Below are 17197 nucleotides of genomic sequence, written 5' to 3' on the forward strand. Positions count from 1 at the left end.
TGATACAATGAAAATGCTTCATTATTCATAAAAGTTAAATTACATAATCAGCGCGGATGACCGTGGAGGGAGAGACTGCAAGTACGGATCATTAGTAACTGCGGCGCCGAAGGAGCAAGCTACGAGCGAATCTCTCAGGCACAAAAGACTTTCACGGGACGCAACTCTGGAGAGCGTCTGCATATGCAGACCACCTACGAAGCAAGCCCTCGGGCGTTAAACTTTCCGGTAACAGGACAGAGACTTTTTCTTAAAAGGGGAAAGTCTCTTTTTTTATGCCGGTGAAAAGGAGGAAACCTGATGGATCAACAGAAAAAGACTCCACTATATGAAGAGTTTGTCAGATTGGGAGCGAAGACGATTAACTTTGGCGGCTGGCAGATGCCGGTACAGTTTACGAGCATCAAGAAAGAACATGCAGCCGTAAGGGAAGCTGCAGGGTTGTTCGATGTTTCCCACATGGGAGAAATATCCGTCAAAGGAGAAAAGGCAACAGCTTTCTTGAACAGCGTTCTTACTAATGATGTGGAAAAACTGAGCGAGGGAAGAGCTCAATACACGATGATGTGTTATGAAAATGGTGGCACTGTCGATGACCTGATCGTTTATTATCTCAATAAAAATGAATATTTACTTGTAGTTAATGCTGCTAACAAAGATAAAGATCTGGAATGGCTGCTTGCCCATCAGACGGGTGGAGTCGAGATTGATGATGTTTCCGCCTTCTATGCACAACTTGCCATTCAGGGTCCGAAGGCTGAAGAGATTCTCCAATCTCTTACGGATACTCAGCTTCAGGACATTAAGTTTTTCCGCTTTCATGCCGGGACGAGTTTTGACGGGGTAGACGGAAAGGCGCTCGTTTCCCGTACCGGTTATACCGGAGAGGACGGATTTGAAATTTATCTTCCCGCATCATCCGCTGTAGATTTATGGAAGGCGTGTCTCGAAGCGGGGGAAGAGTACGGGATTCAGCCGGTCGGTTTAGGTGCAAGAGACACGTTGCGCTTTGAAGCCGGTCTGCCGCTGTATTCCCAGGAGCTATCCGAAAATATCACCCCGGTAGAAGCTGGGCTTGGCTTCGCGGTAAAAATAGACAAAGAGGCGAATTATCCAGGTAAGGCCGTCCTGAAAAAACAGAAACAGTCCGGAGTCGGGAGGAAGTTGGCCGGAATCGAAATGCTGGATAAAGGAATTCCGAGAACCGGATATGAGGTTTACGATGAAGATGGCGAAAATATCGGTTTTGTTACGAGCGGTACTCAATCACCGACTCTCGGAAAAAACCTGGGTCTTGCCATTGTGAAAAAAGAATATACGGACTTGGATCAGATAGTATACGTAGAAGTAAGAAAGAAAATGTTAAAAGCCAAAATAATAAATACTCCATTTTATAAAAGGTAGGAGGCACGACGGATGGAATTCAGATATTTACCTATGACCGACGAAGATAAGTCTGAGATGCTGGAAACGATCGGAGTGGGGTCGACCGATGATTTGTTTTCGGATATCCCCGAAAAGATCAGATTAAAAGAGGAAATGAAGCTGAAACCTCCTGAAAATGAATATGCTCTGATGAAGGAACTGAGGGAGCTTTCCGAGAAGAACGCGAACATGCGTCAGTATACCTCGTTTCTTGGAGCGGGCGTATATGATCACTACATACCTGCAGTAGTTGATCATATCATTTCAAGATCGGAATTCTATACAGCATACACCCCTTACCAGCCTGAAATTTCTCAAGGGGAGCTGCAGGCTATTTTCGAATTTCAGACGATGATTGCCGAGCTTACAGGCATGGACGTCGCCAACTCTTCCATGTACGACGGCGGCACGGCGCTTGCAGAAGCTGTAACCCTTGCTGCGGCACAGTCGAAAGGAAAAAAAATATTACTTTCGGATACGGTACACCCTGATTCACTGGAAGTAATAAAGACGTACGCCAAAGCACACGACCTGGAACTGGTGTTTCTTAAGGAAGAGAACGGGACGATGGCCTTAGACGAGCTCGAAACTCATCTGTCGGAAGATGTTGCGGCAGTTGTAGCCCAGTACCCGAATTTCCTCGGGAAAGTCGAACCGCTCGGAAAAATAAAGAAAGCCATGAAAGAAAAAGCTGAAAAGGCGATGTTCATCGTCTCTGCCAATCCGCTTGCTCTCGGATACCTGACTCCACCCGGGGACTTCGGGGCGGATATCGTAGTCGGTGATACACAGGTGTTTGGTATTCCGGCCCAGTACGGGGGGCCACACTGCGGGTACTTTGCCGTTACGAAGAAACTGATGAGGAAGGTTCCCGGAAGGCTCATCGGGGAAACGGTGGATGAAGAAGGGGAAAGAGGCTTCGTTCTGACGCTTCAGGCCAGGGAACAGCATATCCGCAGAGAAAAAGCGACATCGAATATCTGTTCCAACCAGGCACTGAATGCTCTTGCTTCAAGTGTTGCACTTACATCACTCGGCAAGGAAGGTCTGGTTAAAATGGCGAAAATGAATATTCAGAAAGCAATGTATCTGCGAAAGTGTGTAATAGAAAAAGGAATGAGTCTGCTCGTGGATGGTCCGTTCTTTAATGAATTGGCTATCAGACTTCCTGTTCCGGTCAAAAAAGCCAACGAGTATTTGTTCGACCACGGAATCATAGGTGGTTTTGATCTTGGAAAGATAGACGGTAAATATGAGAACTGCATGCTGGTGGCAGTAACTGAACTCCGTTCAAAAGATGAAATTGAAGAATTTGCACAGTTGTTGGGGGGATTAGATGAATAACGAGGCGTATCCACTTATATTTGAAAGAAGTACCGCTGGAAGATCCGGTTTCAGTCTGCCCGAAAATGATGTGGAGGACATGGAGATTGAAAGCATGTTTGAAGATGAATACATCCGAAAAGAGAAGGCAGAACTTCCGGAAGTGAGTGAGCTTCAGCTGATCAGGCATTATACAGGTCTTTCCACGAGGAACCACGGTGTGGACACAGGTTTCTACCCTCTCGGTTCCTGTACGATGAAATACAATCCAAAGCTGAATGAGGACGTAGCGCGACTTCCGGGCTTCAGTCACATTCATCCTTACCAGGAGGAGAGCACGGTGCAGGGGGCTCTCACATGGATGTATGATCTGCAGGAGTCTCTCTGTGAAATCACGGGTATGGACACCGTGACACTTCAGCCGGCAGCCGGTGCTCAGGGCGAATGGACAGGACTTATGATGATCCGGGCCTTCCATGAAAATAATGGGGACTACGGACGGACCAAAGTTATTGTGCCTGATTCTGCCCATGGAACGAATCCTGCTTCCGCAACAGTAGCCGGGTTTGAAGCGGTAACAGTGAAGACGAATGAACGCGGGCTGGTGGACATTGAAGATCTTAAGCGACTGGTCGATCATCAGACCGCTGCCCTTATGCTTACGAACCCTAATACTCTCGGTTTGTTTGAGGAAGAAATTCTTGTAATGGCAAAAATCGTTCATGAAGCCGGCGGCAAACTGTATTATGACGGAGCGAACCTGAACGCGATCTTAGGGTACACAAGGCCCGGAGATATGGGTTTTGATGTTGTCCACCTAAACCTTCATAAGACATTTACAGGCCCGCACGGAGGAGGAGGACCGGGGTCCGGGCCGGTCGGGGTGACCGCCGAGTTTGACCCGTATCTGCCTAAACCGGTACTCGTGAAAAACAATGACAGTATTACGTTCGAGTACGAGAGACCTTCCTCCATAGGACGAGTGAAGCCTTATTACGGTAATTTCGGCATAAATCTGCGTGCCTACACCTACATCAGGACTATGGGGGCAGAGGGGCTCAGGAGAGTCAGTGAGTACGCTGTCCTTAATGCCAACTACATGATGCGGAAGCTTGAAAAATCATTTGACCTTCCGTACAAACAGCATTGTAAGCATGAGTTTGTAATTTCCGGAAAACTTCAGAAGAAGCAGGGAGTACGGACGCTGGATATGGCGAAGAGACTGCTTGATTTCGGTTATCATCCGCCGACGATCTATTTCCCGATAAATGTCGAGGAAGCGATGATGATCGAGCCTACGGAAACAGAAGCCAAAGAAACGCTGGATGGTTTCATTGAGACGATGGAGCAGATTGCGCTGGAAGCGAAAAACGAGCCAGAGAAAGTGCAGGAAGCCCCTCATTCAACAGTAGTGGGACGAATGGATGAAACGACTGCTGCGAGAAAACCGGTCCTGAAATACGACTTCAACAGATAACGGCTGCGGGAGCATATGTAATAATAATAACCCCCGGACAATAGAGAGTCCGGGGGTTATTACTGTTATTTTTTTGCCTTGATTTTACCGTTCCACTTTTTGAATCCACCCTCGAGCTGATTCAGATCTTTGTAGCCTTTTTTGTGGAGAAGCATGGCTGCACGTGTCGATCTTGCTCCGCTCTGACAATAAAGGTAGACGGGTTTATCCTGACGTATTTCCGCTGTACGGTTACGCATCTGCGAAAGAGGAATGTTGCGTGCTCCGAGGATATGTCCGCTATCGAACTCTTTCGGTTCCCTTACATCAATCAGTTGTGCTTTCCGGTATTCCTGTTTAAACTCATCTTCTGACAGCGTAGTTAGAATTTTCTTGGATTTCATATATCGATACACAGAAAAGGCAATGAAAATAATGACAATGCCCAGTAGAATCCACCAGCTCATAAAGTCTTCCCCCTAATTAAGAATATTTCCTTATTAATTATAATCAGTTCCCCTTACAATTTCAAAGGTTTCCTTCCTGGAAAAGCCATCCAAAAAAAGCAAGGCACAAATTCTTTTGAAAGCAATGATTTTGACGGATTTTCCTGTATTATACGCCGTCACGTTTCTTTATATATACGTTTGCTAAGTTGACAAATTAAAAATAAGTTGTTCAAAAACACAATATATTGTGTTTTTTTAAAAATGAAGCACAATATATTGATTAACTTTTTGTGGATGTGGTATGTTACTAATTAGAAGATATGTTCCGGAAAGGGAGAGGATTACCATGACAACGAGTGCATCTGAAAAAGTTCACACAAAAATTAATGTACAACAGTTGAACGAGGATATCAAATTGTTTCCTCAGGTTTTTGAGGTGAGTGATGACATGACCACCACCCATAATGGTGTCTCCAGGCTTGTAATGCTGGACAGGTATGCATTTAAGGATACAGAGAGACTGACGTTAAAAGAAGGGGACTTTGTCGTACTGACCGTCAAGGCTGATCCCAAATTCCCTGCACGAGGATACGGTTTCATCGTCTCTATCGACTGGGAAACTAGAGAGGCTATGGTGAAAGTGGAAGATGAGTTTTCTCACGTGCTGGATGAAGAAGAAGCTGACGGAATCGTGAAACGCGGTCTCGATACTATCGATAAACCTCTGGAAGTTTATTATGAACAGATAGCCAAAAGAAATGCTGCGGGTCTTTCCCGGGTCGAGACTACTAAAGAAAGACAGGAACAGAGTTTCAGCGAATTCTATGAAGAACTCTCACAGATGAACTTCGTTCCTGCAGGCCGGGTGCTTTACGGGGCAGGTTCCGAAAAGGAAGTAACGTATTTTAATTGTTACGTTATGCCTTTCATCCAGGATTCTAGGGAAGGCATTTCAGATCATCGTAAACAGGTGATGGAAATTATGTCCCGGGGGGGAGGAGTCGGTACAAACGGATCGACATTAAGACCGAGAAACACGTTGGCAAGAGGAGTGAACGGGAAGTCCTCAGGCTCCGTCTCCTGGCTCGATGACATAGCGAAACTGACTCATCTGGTGGAACAGGGCGGTTCCCGCAGAGGGGCTCAGATGATCATGCTTGCCGACTGGCATCCGGATATTCTGGAGTTCATAATTTCCAAGATGCAGAACCCGAGAATTCTCCGCTATTTAATTGAAAATACAACGGACGAACAGATTAAGCAGCTGGCGCAGGATAAGCTCAAATTCCAGCCTCTTACCGAAAAAGAACGGGACCTTTATCAGAGTGTCGTTAATTTTAAGGGGATAGAAGGTCAGGGAGGATTTACAAACCAGTCTATCAGAGAGGCTGAAGAAAAACTCAGAGATGGCGGCACGTATTCCGTACATCACTCAGACTTTTTGAGCGGGGCCAATATTTCTGTATGTATTACAGACGAATTTATGGAAGCTGTTGAGAATGAAGCGTTCTACTCTCTTCGCTTTCCGGACGTGGAGTCGTACTCCGAAGAAGAAATGAAGTATTACAATGAAAACTGGCAAAACTCCGGGGATGTAAGAGAATGGGAAGAAAAAGGACTGGGCGTACGTACTTACAGAAAAGTTGCAGCCCGGGAACTATGGGATCTGATTAACATCTGCGCAACTTATTCAGCAGAACCGGGGATCTTTTTCATCGACAATGCGAATGAAAAAACAAACGCTACGTCGTATGGACAGAAAGTTGTTGCGACCAATCCTTGCGGGGAACAGCCACTGGCTCCCTGGAGCGTGTGTAACCTTGCAGCTGTGAACCTTGCAGAGATGGCTGATAAGGAAAACAAAACGGTTGATTACGAAAAATTGAAACATACGGTAAGCGTCGGAGTACGCATGCAGGATAACGTTATTGATTCCACTCCTTACTTCCTGGAGGAAAACAAAAAACAGGCTCTGGGAGAACGCCGGGTAGGTCTTGGTGTAATGGGTCTTCATGATCTGCTTATTTATTGTGAGACAGAGTATGGTTCGGAAGAAGGCAATAAACTGATCGATGAAATTTTCGAAACGATTGCCGTAACCGCCTATGAGGCTTCGATTGAACTTGCCGGCGAGAAAGGCAGTTTCCCATTCATAGAAGGGGGATCTCCGGAAGATACGAAAGAAAAGAGAAGTCAATTCGTTAACACGGGATACATGAAAGGAATGCCGGAACACGTAAGAGAAGGAGTGATGAGAAATGGAATCCGGAACTCTCACCTGTTGACCGTGGCTCCTACCGGTTCCACAGGAACGATGGCCGGAGTGAGTACCGGTCTGGAACCGTATTTCTCCTTCTCCTATTACAGAAGCGGCCGTCTCGGGAAATTTATCGAAGTGAAGGCGGATATCGTTCAGGAATATCTGGATCGTACGCCTGGAGCTGATGAAAACAATCTGCCACACTGGTTCGTAACGGCCATGTCCATGACTCCGGAAGCTCATGCTGATGCCCAGTGTGTAATCCAGAGATGGGTGGACAGTTCAATTTCGAAAACGGTGAACGCTCCTAAAGGTTACACTGTGGAACAGGTGCAGTCCGTTTACGAAAGGTTGTACGATGGCGGTGCAAAAGGCGGTACCGTTTATGTGGACGGCAGTCGTGACTCCCAGGTTTTAACCCTGAAAGCCGAACAAAGTGAATTCGACGGGGAACAGGAATCTTTTGAGTTCGAAGATGAAAAAAGAAAAGTAGTTCTCATGGATACTGTACAGGAGTTGCAGTCCACTAACGTTTCTATCGGATCAGAAATCGGAGATACATGTCCTGTATGCAGACAGGGGACGATTGAAGACATCGGCGGCTGTAATACTTGTACGAATTGTAATGCTCAGTTGAAATGCGGTCTCTAAAAGTGTCAAAGTGAAGATATTCTAAGGCGTATATGTATGAAAAGGACCCGGACTCTTTCAGAATAGTCCGGGTCTTCGATATATGCGGAATGATTTTCCACCAGTGGTCATAAACCTTCGTGATCACCCTGACGTAAAATGGAACGGATGTTTTCACGTGAAGCTGAGTTGTTAATCCCTTTGAATTAGTGTATGATTTTTAGTGAATGACCTGAGTGATAACGGAGGTAAATTATGCCCACACCGAGTATGGAAGATTACATTGAGCAGATTTATTTGTTAATTGAGAATAAGGGATATGCCAGAGTTTCCGATATTGCGGAAAATCTTAAGGTTCATCCTTCCTCTGTAACCAAAATGGTACAAAAACTCGGGAAAGATGAATACTTGATCTACGAAAAATACAGAGGTTTAATGCTTACTTCAAAAGGTAAGAAAATCGGGAAGCGTTTAGTATACCGGCATGAGTTACTGGAGAACTTTCTTAAATTAATCGGGGTGGAGAAGGATAAAATATACGAAGAAGTGGAAGGGATCGAACACCACTTGAGCTGGGATTCCATCGATCGTATCGGTGATCTGGTTCAGTATTTTGAAGAAGATTCCTCGCGACGCGAAGCCTTAATCCACATTCATAATAAAAGCGAAGAAGATGCTTAAAACGCATCTTCTTTTTTGATCACCTGAATAATCGGTGTTTATGAACATATGCAAATACGGCGGGGATCAGAAGGTCGCTCTGTCTTTGTCTTTGTTCTTTCCTTTACTCCCGTTGATCACTTTCAGGTGAGGAGCGTTGGATCTGCGTTTTCTCGTTTGTTTCCCTGAGGGCCTGGAAGATTTGACCGGTTCGCTTGAGCTGGTGCCGTACTTCTGTTTTGACTGTTTGACGGCCTGCTTATATTTCTTCATTTCATCTGTGTTGCCCCTTACACCTCCGGGTCTGCGTCGAATGAAAAAGAAATAAATCACCCCGTAGATGATGACGGCGACAACAACCATAGTAAGAATGGAAGCCAGAAAGCTGCCCGTGTTGGTCAGAAGCTGATTGACGATGTAGAATACTGCAAATCCAATAAATACATACATTACCCATTTAAACCATCCGCGTGCCATGAGGAGGCCTCCTTTCATAGCTCTTATACTACTGTTATACCACTTTTCGGGGTGTTTCTATCATGAAATCGCAAAATTTTTTAATTCTTATTTCACGTATCGCCCGGCAAATCACTTAAACAGATGAAAACCCGCGACAATCTTTTTAGATCAATAGTCGCATACGGATGGATGACGCTAGAGTAGTGATGGGACGTACAATTATGATACACTATTAATGGCTATTAGTAAGAATATTCAAAGGAGGGTGAACACATATGTCGCGATTAGTACAAATAAGGGAGTCCATGAAGAAACAGAATATAGACGGGCTACTGGTCATGAGTGATAAAAACAGGAGGTACATAACTGGTTTCACCGGAACTTCCGGAGCTGTAGTCATTACGGACACGACTGCTAAACTGATTACCGATTTCAGATATGTAGATCAGGCGAATGATCAGGTGAGTGAATTTGAAGTGGTAGAACACAAGGGCCCGATGTCCGACGAAGTGGCTGCACAGTTTTCCGAAGCAGGCAGTAAAAAAATCGGATTCGAAAAGGACCACATTACCTATGGTATATATGAAACTTTTTATGAGAAAGTAAAAGGGGAACTGGTTCCTGTATCAGGTATCGTCGAAGCTTTGCGTTTAATAAAAACGGACGAAGAACTTAGCGTGTTGAAGAAAGCAGCTGAAATTGCGGATGATGCTTTCGCTCACATTCTGAACTTCATCAAACCTGGTGTAAAAGAGATAGACGTATCGAATGAACTTGAATTTTACATGAGGAAACAGGGGGCCACGTCCTCGAGTTTCGACATTATCGTCGCTTCCGGGTATCGTTCTGCACTGCCGCATGGGGTCGCTTCCGAGAAGGAAATCGAGTCCGGGGAACTCGTCACTCTCGATTTTGGAGCCCTCTACAAAGGGTACTGTTCCGACATTACGAGAACGGTGGCCGTAGGTGAGATTAATGAAAAACAAAAAGAGATATACTCAGTTGTGCTCGAGGCTCAGAAAAAAGGAATGAACGGTCTGAAGGCCGGCCTGACAGGTAAAGAAGCCGATGCACTTACGCGAGATGTCATCGAAGATAAAGGGTATGGCAGTTACTTCGGACATTCCACCGGTCACGGTATAGGTCTCGACGTACATGAAGGACCCGCACTGTCGCATCGCTCCGATGTGGAACTGAAACCCGGCATGGTCGTTACGGTGGAACCGGGTATATATGTGAAAGGCGTAGGCGGCTGCAGAATCGAGGATGATACGGTCATAACGGAAAACGGGAACGAGCCTCTGAATTTTGCACCTAAAGAACTGATTGTTTTATAAGTTGGGAGGAAAATAATGATTTCAGTAAACGATTTTAAGACAGGACTAACTATTGAAGTAGACGGGGAAATTTGGAGTGTCATGGATTTTCAGCACGTTAAACCGGGTAAGGGAGCGGCTTTTGTCCGTTCTAAACTCAGAAACCTCAGGAATGGAAATATCCAGGAAAAGACCTTCCGTGGCGGCGAGAAAGTGAACCGTGCTCACATCGAAACGAAAAAAATGCAGTATTTGTATGGGTCGGGGGATATGCATACGTTTATGGATACACACACCTACGACCAGCTGGCACTGCCGGAGCAGCAGATCGGCGATAAACTATACTACATCAAAGAAAATATGGAAGTGTCTATTCAGACGTATGGAGCTGAAACGATCGGAATTGAACTTCCGAAAAACGTCCAGTTGCAAGTGACCGAAACGGAACCTGGTGTGAAAGGTGATACGGCGAGCGGAGGTACGAAACCTGCCACGCTTGAAACGGGTCTTACTGTTCAGGTACCGTTCTTCGTGAACGAGGGCGACATGCTTCTCATCAGCACCGATGAAGGGAAATATGTATCCAGAGCCTAGCCAGCTGTCCTTCCGGAGTTTTCGGACTCCGGAAAGATAGTTTTAACGAAAAATATTTCATAGATTACTTTTTGTAATCGCTTTCCGATTAGTTGCAGGCCGGAAATATCTATCGTAAAATGAGGAAGTAGTCACATTATACAGATTTTACATAAAAGGAGTGCCAGTAAATGCTAAAGGTGCAGGAAATCAGGGAAATTATTAAGCTAATTGATGAATCAAGTGTCCAGGAATTCGAATACGAATCCGGAGACAGTAAAGTCACTTTGAAAAAACACGGGGGCTCAGTTCCTGTGGCTGAGGCACAACCTGTAGTACAGGCACCATCACCGGTGCAGGAGGCTGCGCCAGTCAGGCAGGAAAACACTCCCGTTGAAGAACAGCCTTCCAACGAGAAGGGTAAAGCAGAAGAGAAAACGCAGGAATCGAAGACTGAAGGTTCTGCCGATTATGATTATGAAGTAACTTCTCCAATGGTAGGGACTATTTATCACGCTCCGTCGCCGGAAGACGATCCGTACGTACAGGTAGGAGACAGAGTAAGTAATGATTCTGTAGTTTGTATCGTGGAAGCAATGAAACTATTTAATGAAATTGAAGCGGAAGTTTCTGGGGAGATTGTTGAAATCCTGGTAAGCGACGGGGATCTTGTTGAATATAACCAGCCACTCTTCCGCGTAAAACGCTAAAGAGAGGTGGGAGCATTTGATTAAAAAAGTATTAATAGCCAACAGGGGAGAAATCGCGGTTCGGATCATTCGTGCGTGTAAAGAAATGGATATTGAGACTGTTGCTGTCTATTCCGAACCGGATAAGGAAGCCCTGCACGTCCAAATTGCAGATGAAGCCTACTGTGTAGGTCCCAAACTCAGTAAAGACAGCTACTTGAATTATACGAACATACTCAGTGCAGCTACGATGAGCGGCTCCGATGCCATTCATCCGGGGTACGGGTTTTTATCGGAGAATGCTGAGTTCGCTGAGATGTGCGAAGAATGCAATGTGACTTTTATCGGTCCATCAGCATATGCAATTCAGAACATGGGTACGAAGGACGTAGCGAGACAGACGATGGAAGATGCCGGAGTCCCGGTGGTACCAGGTTCGAAAGGTATAATCAAGGATACGGATGAAGGTAAACAGGTCGCTGAAGAAATTGGCTACCCCGTAATCATTAAAGCCACTGCCGGGGGCGGAGGCAAAGGGATACGGGTAGCCCGTGACGAGAAAGAACTGATTGAAGGTATTAAGATGACGCAGCAGGAAGCGGAAACTTCTTTCGGTAACCCGGGCGTATATCTTGAAAAATTCATAGAGGATTTCCGTCACGTAGAGATTCAGGTCCTCGCCGATAATCATGGCAACGCCATTCACTTGGGAGAAAGGGACTGCTCTGTACAGAGACGTCTTCAAAAGCTGATCGAAGAAACTCCTTCTCCGGCAGTCACGGAAGACATCCGTAAGGAAATGGGTGATGCTGCTGTGCAGGCAGCGCTTGCTGTTAATTATTCCGGGGCAGGAACGATAGAGTTCATTTTCGATCATAACGAAAAGAAATTCTACTTTATGGAAATGAACACACGTATCCAGGTGGAGCACCCTGTAACTGAAATGGTCACAGGTGTCGATCTGATCAAAGAGCAGATTAAAGTTGCCAACGATGAAGTTCTCTCCTTCAGTCAGGAGGATATTAAATTTGAGGGCTGGGCGATTGAATGCAGGATCAACGCAGAAGATCCTTTCAAGAATTTCATGCCTTCCGCCGGCTACATTGATATGTACCTTCCGCCCGGAGGATTCGGAGTCAGGGTGGATTCAGCAGCCTACACAGGCTATATGATCCCTCCGTACTACGATTCCATGGTAGCTAAACTGATCACATACGGACAGGACAGAGACGAAGCTATCGCAAAAATGAGACGTGCCCTCAGCGAATTTGTGGTGGAAGGGGTACACACTACTATCCCGTTCCATCAGCGAATGATGAACCATGAAGTATTTAAGGGAGGCGACTTTAACACGAAGTTCCTCGAAACATACGCTGTCATGGATGAGAAAGAGGAGAATTTATAATGGATGAACATCCGGTGAATGTAACCGAAAGCTCGAAGCTCGGTTCTATAGAAATAGCCCCTGAAGTAATCGAAGTTATTTCAGGTATTGCGGTGTCCGAGGTGAGCGGTGTAGCTGAAATGAGAGGTAACTTTGCAGCCGGGGTGGCTGAAAGACTCGGTAAAAAATCGCGCGGAAAAGGTGTGAAAGTAGATCTTCTCGAAGAAGGTGTTGTAATCGAGACTTACGTAGTGATGGATTACGGAATTTCTATCCCCGAAGCTGCGAAAAAAATTCAGGAAAACACCCGCCAGGCTCTTGAAAACATGACCTCTCTTTCCGTAAAAGAAGTGAACGTTCATGTCGTCGGTGTCCACATGGATATCAAAGAAACAGAAACGAACGAATGAAAGGATCGGAGCAGCTGCTCCGATCTTTTTTTGATGATAAAAAGTAGAGAACGAAAAAGGCACTGCCTCTCTTGCGTAATTTACTTACGGATCTTGTTAGCATTTCGGGTTTGTAAATGATATGATTTTAATCGGACAGAGTTCGAAAGGGGAAAGAAAATGAAAAGAAGGCTAGCCAGAGAAAAAGCATTTCAGGCGCTTTTTCAAATGCTCACAACACATTTGACACAGCAGGAAGCAGTGGATTACGTAATGGAAGGCGAAAGAGACGAGTTTCTGATGGAGCTCGTTGACGGGGTGACCCGACATCAGCAGGAACTTGATGAGCTTATTTCGGATCATCTGGAGCACTGGTCACTCGAACGTCTCCCTAAGGTGGAAAGAACAGTGCTTCGCATAGCGATATTCGAGTTGAAATTCTACGGGGATACTCCAACTCAGGTTGCAATCAATGAAGCCGTCGAACTCGCGAAAACATTCGGAGAAGAGACATCCGGAAGGTTCGTAAACGGAGTTTTATCTAAAATTCAATAACAGGAAACGGGGGAGTAAGGAAATGGCAGCAGAAATCATATATGGCAGCGAACTGGCTCAGGAGATAAGAAGCGAACTGAAAAGTGAAGTGGAGACTCTTAACGGACAGGGCATCCATCCGAAACTTTCGGTCATAATAATCGGGGACGATCCCGCTTCCAAATCCTATGTAAGGGGGAAACAGAAAGCCTCCAATAAAATAGGTATGGATGCTGACCTGTGGGAATATGACAGTACAATCACAGAACCAGAGTTGCTGAACAAAATTGAAGAGCTGAATAACGAGAAAAGCGTGCACGGCATTCTTGTTCAACTTCCCCTTCCCGAACATATTGAAGATCAGAAAGTGATCGAGGCTATCTCGCCGGAAAAAGACGTGGATGGTTTCCATCCGATCAGTATCGGTAAGATGATGACGAATCAGGAGACGTTCCTTCCATGTACTCCTCACGGAATTATAGTAATGATGGAACGGGCCGGGATTGAACTGGAAGGAAAACATGCAGTCATCCTCGGCAGAAGTAATCTTGTAGGAAAACCGGTAGGACAGCTCCTTCTTAATAAGAATGCGACGGTGACTTACTGCCACTCAAAAACCGAGGATGCGCAAAATATAACGAAACAGGCTGATATCCTTATTGTGGCGATAGGTAAACCGTCCGTAATTTCGGCAGAAGATATTAAATCCGGAGCAGTCGTCATCGACGTAGGCGTGAACAGAGTGGATGGAAAGCTTACCGGGGATGTTGATTTTGAATCCGTTAAGGAAAAAGCATCCTATCTCACTCCTGTCCCTAAAGGGGTAGGTCCAATGACTATTACGATGCTTCTCCACAACACGATTGAAGCAGCGAAAAGAATACACCAATAACCGGGGGAGGGGTACCCAGTGGAAGATCGTTATTTGACGGTCACGGCCCTGACAAGGTATATCAAGCAGAAGATATCGAGAGACTCCCATCTTAAAGAAGTGTGGTTAAGAGGGGAAATCTCCAATTTCAAGCATCACAGTCGCGGCCACATGTATTTCTCAGTAAAAGATGACAGCGCACGCATTCAAACGGTTATGTTTGCAGGTAATAACCGCAATCTTAACTTTGCACCGGAAAACGGCATGAGCGTCCTCATAAGAGGAGAAATTAATGTTTATGAGCCCATGGGTCAGTATCAGTTATATGCAAAAGAAATGATACCGGATGGTATCGGAGACTTACATATTGCTTTTGAACAGCTTAAAGACAGACTCATGAAAGAAGGAATATTTTCCGACGAAAACAAGCAGTCAGTTCCGCTCATCCCCGCTCACATCGGTGTTATAACTTCTCCGACAGGGGCAGCCATCCGGGATATTATCACAACTGTAGAGAGAAGATTTCCAGTAGTGAAAATATCCGTACTCCCGGTTCCTGTTCAGGGGAAAAGAGCAGCGTCTTCTGTATCACGCGCTATCGCCTATGCTAATCAGAACCTTGAATGCGATCTGCTTATCGTAGGCCGGGGGGGAGGGTCGATAGAAGATCTGTGGGGATTCAATGAAGAGGAAGTTGCGAGAGCTGTTTATCATTCCCATATACCGATAATATCTGCAGTCGGCCACGAAACGGACACTACCATTATTGACTTTGCCGCCGACTATCGTGCTCCTACCCCGACAGGAGCGGCAGAAATAGCAGTACCGGACTGGAAAGAATTGAACAGTCAAATTATTAATTATACCCGCAGACTTCAGCAGGCTCTCGATGTGAAAGTGGAGCATGCGAAGGAGCGACTCCAATCACTAAAGAAATCATATGCCTTCAAATATCCGAAACAGCTTACTCAGCAGAAAGAGCAGGATCTCGACAGAATGATGGACCGGTTCCATGCCGCTGCAGAACGACTGCAAAGGGAAAAGACCGATTCGGCTAAACGGCTGGAAAACAGACTGCATCAGATCAGCCCGGACAAACGCCTGGAACGAGAACAGGCGAATGTCCGTCAGCTGGATAACCGTCTGAACAAACAGATGCAGAGAATTGTGGAAGAGAAGAAGTACCGCTGGCAGTCGCTCGTACAGCAGCTCTCACTCGTAAACCCTCTGGAAATTATGAAAAGGGGCTATGCCCTGCCGTATAACGAACAGAATGAACTGATTAAATCCGTCAAAAATGTAAGTGAAGATGAAACGATCCACCTGCAGATAAATGACGGAACGATTTACGGTAAAATCATTGGATGGGAGGAGAAGAAAGATGAGTGACAATAAAGAACAGACATTTGAAGAAAACATGAAGCAGCTGGAAGAAATAGTGGAAAAACTTGAATCCGGCGATGTTCCTCTGGAAAAAGCTATTCAGTATTACCATGAGGGGATGAAACTTTCTAAAACATGTAATGATAAATTGAGCAGTGTAGAAGGGCAGATGAAACAGATTCTGAATGAGCAGGGAGAATTTGAGTCATTTGATATACAGGAGGACGAATAGTGGATCAGTACCTGAAAGAACAGAAGGCCTGGATCGATGAGAAAATATATACGAAAATAAATGAGTTCACATCCGAGGGAAGACTTCGTGATTCTATCATCTACTCGATGAAAGCGGGTGGGAAAAGATTACGTCCCATGCTGATGAAAGCGACGTTCGAATCTTTCTCGGACTCGGATCCATTGTATGTTTCTCCCGCTGTAGCCCTTGAAATGCTTCATACCTATACACTCATACACGACGATCTTCCGGCAATGGATGATGATGATATGAGAAGAGGCCGATGGACTAATCATATAGAATTCGACGAAGCTACTGCCATTTTAGCCGGCGACTCTCTCCTGACGATGAGCTTTGAGCTGATAAGTTCTGACCCCTCCCTCTCCTCAGAACAGAAAGTTTTTATTGTACACCAACTCTCCCGGGCTGCCGGTCCGAAAGGTATGGTCGCCGGGCAGATGTGGGATATGCAATATGAAGACCTGGAAACAGACGTGGATACGCTGAAAAGGATTCATTCAAATAAAACAGGAAAGCTGATCGCTTTTTCCATTATTACCGGCGGTTATCTTGCCGGTCTTGAGGAAGGGAAGTTGCAGAAGCTGAAGGAAATCGGAGAAGCTGTCGGGCTTATTTTCCAAATCCAGGATGACATACTGGATGTGACAGGAGATACTGCCAAATTGGGGAAAGCAACAGGAAGCGATGAATCAAATTTGAAAAGTACGTATCCTAAACTTCTGGGTCTTGAAGGGGCGAAACAGGAAAAGCAGAAATATGAACGAAGAGTGGAAGAACTCCTTGGTGATCTGGAAGCCGATGAAACTCCGTTAGCGGACCTGATCGGTTACATGAGTCAAAGAGAATATTAGTCGGTTTTACTTTGAGACGGCATATATTGTGTGATATATTTAAGGTAAGTTAGGAATGGTGCAGTATTCTAGTCAGTCCTCCGTCCCTGAAGGCGGGCCTAAAAATCCGCCAAAGGGCATATCGATGAAGTTCCTTGTGCCGGCTTGAGGCGCCCAGCCTTGGGTCGGTGCTGGGAGTTAAGGTTGTGGGGCGATCCACAAAGGCATGTGGGCGTTGACCCCGCTTCCGCGGAGGCCCATCTTTGTAAGGAAAGCTGAGCCAGCTTTCTTTATGAAATGGGGTATGAACCTG

General features: G+C 45.6%; 17 protein-coding genes and 1 riboswitch. Of the genes, 15 read left to right on the top strand and 2 right to left on the bottom strand.

Annotation, left to right across the window (positions count from 1 at the left end; all coding sequences use genetic code 11):
• The first annotated feature begins 56 nt into the window (after positions 1–56).
• Positions 57–161, top strand: a riboswitch (glycine riboswitch).
• Between the two features lie 139 nt (positions 162–300).
• Genes gcvT through gcvPB form a run of 3 tightly spaced genes read left to right on the top strand, consistent with a single transcriptional unit; the run spans position 301 to position 4225 of the window.
• Entirely contained in the window at positions 301–1404 is a 1104-nt protein-coding gene (gcvT, locus tag AAV35_RS05720; protein WP_008588890.1) for a glycine cleavage system aminomethyltransferase GcvT, read from the top strand.
• Positions 1405–1416: 12 nt separating this feature from the next.
• Positions 1417–2769: an aminomethyl-transferring glycine dehydrogenase subunit GcvPA gene (gene gcvPA, locus AAV35_RS05725; protein WP_008588892.1), complete on the top strand. Its 1353-nt coding sequence runs from the start codon at positions 1417–1419 to the stop codon at positions 2767–2769.
• A complete protein-coding gene (gcvPB, locus tag AAV35_RS05730; RefSeq protein ID WP_008588895.1) occupies positions 2762–4225 on the top strand; it encodes an aminomethyl-transferring glycine dehydrogenase subunit GcvPB in 1464 nt (487 codons plus the stop codon). Before gcvPA ends, gcvPB begins: the two co-directional genes overlap by 8 nt.
• 65 nt (positions 4226–4290) lie before the next feature.
• Here the strand turns inward: gcvPB and AAV35_RS05735 are convergent, their stop codons facing one another.
• Positions 4291–4671 (bottom strand): rhodanese-like domain-containing protein, encoded by a 381-nt coding sequence (locus tag AAV35_RS05735; RefSeq protein WP_008588897.1) that lies wholly within the window; start codon positions 4669–4671, stop codon positions 4291–4293.
• Positions 4672–4999: 328 nt separating this feature from the next.
• On the opposite strand from AAV35_RS05735, the gene AAV35_RS05740 reads away from it, so the two are divergent.
• Both AAV35_RS05740 and mntR read left to right on the top strand, forming a co-directional pair.
• Entirely contained in the window at positions 5000–7564 is a 2565-nt protein-coding gene (locus tag AAV35_RS05740) for a vitamin B12-dependent ribonucleotide reductase (protein WP_008588899.1), read from the top strand.
• A 234-nt stretch (positions 7565–7798) separates the two neighbouring features.
• Entirely contained in the window at positions 7799–8224 is a 426-nt protein-coding gene (gene mntR, locus AAV35_RS05745) for a transcriptional regulator MntR (protein ID WP_008588901.1), read from the top strand.
• Positions 8225–8290: 66 nt separating this feature from the next.
• Here the strand turns inward: mntR and AAV35_RS05750 are convergent, their stop codons facing one another.
• A complete protein-coding gene (locus tag AAV35_RS05750; RefSeq protein ID WP_008588904.1) occupies positions 8291–8680 on the bottom strand; it encodes an SA1362 family protein in 390 nt (129 codons plus the stop codon).
• A gap of 257 nt (positions 8681–8937) precedes the next feature.
• Here AAV35_RS05750 and AAV35_RS05755 point away from each other — a divergent pair, with 257 nt between their 5' ends.
• The 10 genes from AAV35_RS05755 (at position 8938) to AAV35_RS05800 (ending at position 16905) form a co-directional block, all read left to right on the top strand.
• On the top strand, positions 8938–9999 hold the full coding sequence (locus AAV35_RS05755) for a M24 family metallopeptidase (RefSeq protein ID WP_008588905.1): 1062 nt from the start codon (positions 8938–8940) through the stop codon (positions 9997–9999).
• Positions 10000–10014: 15 nt separating this feature from the next.
• Positions 10015–10572: an elongation factor P gene (gene efp, locus AAV35_RS05760; protein WP_008588907.1), complete on the top strand. Its 558-nt coding sequence runs from the start codon at positions 10015–10017 to the stop codon at positions 10570–10572.
• 170 nt (positions 10573–10742) lie between these two features.
• Positions 10743–11261, top strand: a complete 519-nt coding sequence (gene accB / locus AAV35_RS05765; RefSeq protein WP_008588909.1) for an acetyl-CoA carboxylase biotin carboxyl carrier protein — start codon at positions 10743–10745, stop codon at positions 11259–11261.
• 16 nt (positions 11262–11277) lie between these two features.
• The gene (accC, locus tag AAV35_RS05770) at positions 11278–12645 is read left to right on the top strand and encodes an acetyl-CoA carboxylase biotin carboxylase subunit (protein ID WP_008588910.1); all 1368 of its coding nucleotides are present in this window, start codon (positions 11278–11280) and stop codon (positions 12643–12645) included.
• On the top strand, positions 12645–13034 hold the full coding sequence (locus tag AAV35_RS05775; RefSeq protein ID WP_008588912.1) for an Asp23/Gls24 family envelope stress response protein: 390 nt from the start codon (positions 12645–12647) through the stop codon (positions 13032–13034). The genes accC and AAV35_RS05775 overlap by 1 nt, the downstream gene beginning before the upstream one ends.
• A gap of 159 nt (positions 13035–13193) precedes the next feature.
• Entirely contained in the window at positions 13194–13568 is a 375-nt protein-coding gene (gene nusB / locus AAV35_RS05780; RefSeq protein ID WP_008588914.1) for a transcription antitermination factor NusB, read from the top strand.
• A 22-nt stretch (positions 13569–13590) separates the two neighbouring features.
• Complete coding sequence (locus tag AAV35_RS05785) at positions 13591–14439, top strand: bifunctional 5,10-methylenetetrahydrofolate dehydrogenase/5,10-methenyltetrahydrofolate cyclohydrolase (protein ID WP_008588916.1); 849 nt, start codon at positions 13591–13593, stop codon at positions 14437–14439.
• Between the two features lie 18 nt (positions 14440–14457).
• Complete coding sequence (gene xseA / locus AAV35_RS05790) at positions 14458–15807, top strand: exodeoxyribonuclease VII large subunit (RefSeq protein ID WP_008588918.1); 1350 nt, start codon at positions 14458–14460, stop codon at positions 15805–15807.
• On the top strand, positions 15800–16033 hold the full coding sequence (gene xseB / locus AAV35_RS05795; protein WP_008588931.1) for an exodeoxyribonuclease VII small subunit: 234 nt from the start codon (positions 15800–15802) through the stop codon (positions 16031–16033). Before xseA ends, xseB begins: the two co-directional genes overlap by 8 nt.
• Entirely contained in the window at positions 16033–16905 is an 873-nt protein-coding gene (locus AAV35_RS05800) for a polyprenyl synthetase family protein (RefSeq protein ID WP_008588933.1), read from the top strand. Before xseB ends, AAV35_RS05800 begins: the two co-directional genes overlap by 1 nt.
• Positions 16906–17197 lie beyond the last annotated feature (292 nt).

Origin of the sequence: Salimicrobium jeotgali (assembly GCF_001685435.2) — a bacterium.
GTDB lineage: Bacteria > Bacillota > Bacilli > Bacillales > Halobacillaceae > Salimicrobium > Salimicrobium album.